Source organism: Paenalicyclobacillus cellulosilyticus, from assembly GCF_014647315.1.
Lineage (GTDB): Bacteria > Bacillota > Bacilli > Alicyclobacillales > Alicyclobacillaceae > Alicyclobacillus_J > Alicyclobacillus_J cellulosilyticus.
The window spans coordinates 340-580 of record NZ_BMOY01000156.1 but is presented as its reverse complement, the minus strand read 5'-3'; the positions used below and the strand labels follow the sequence as shown (position 1 = coordinate 580).

Sequence of the window (241 nt, the reverse complement as noted above, 5' to 3'; positions counted from 1 at the left end):
AAAAGGACACAAAGTACGCTCGCCTATGGTAGGAACTATGTATACCTCACCCTCCCCAGATGCAGCACCTTTTGTTACCCTTGGCCAATCAGTAAAAGCGGGCGACACACTTTGCATTATTGAAGCGATGAAGATGTTCAATGAAATCGAAGCCGATCGAGCTGGTGTGATCACGGCTATTCATGTTGCCAACGGTGAGCCAGTAGAATTTGACCAGCCTCTATTTACCATTGAATAAGGG

Annotated in this window: 1 protein-coding gene; it reads left to right on the top strand. The window is 46.5% G+C overall.

Annotated elements, in window-relative coordinates; all coding sequences use genetic code 11:
* Positions 1 to 238, top strand: a 238-nt coding sequence (gene accB / locus IEX97_RS13340) for an acetyl-CoA carboxylase biotin carboxyl carrier protein (RefSeq protein WP_188883561.1), incomplete at its 5' end; no start/stop codon positions are given.
* Positions 239 to 241: the final 3 nt, after the last annotated feature.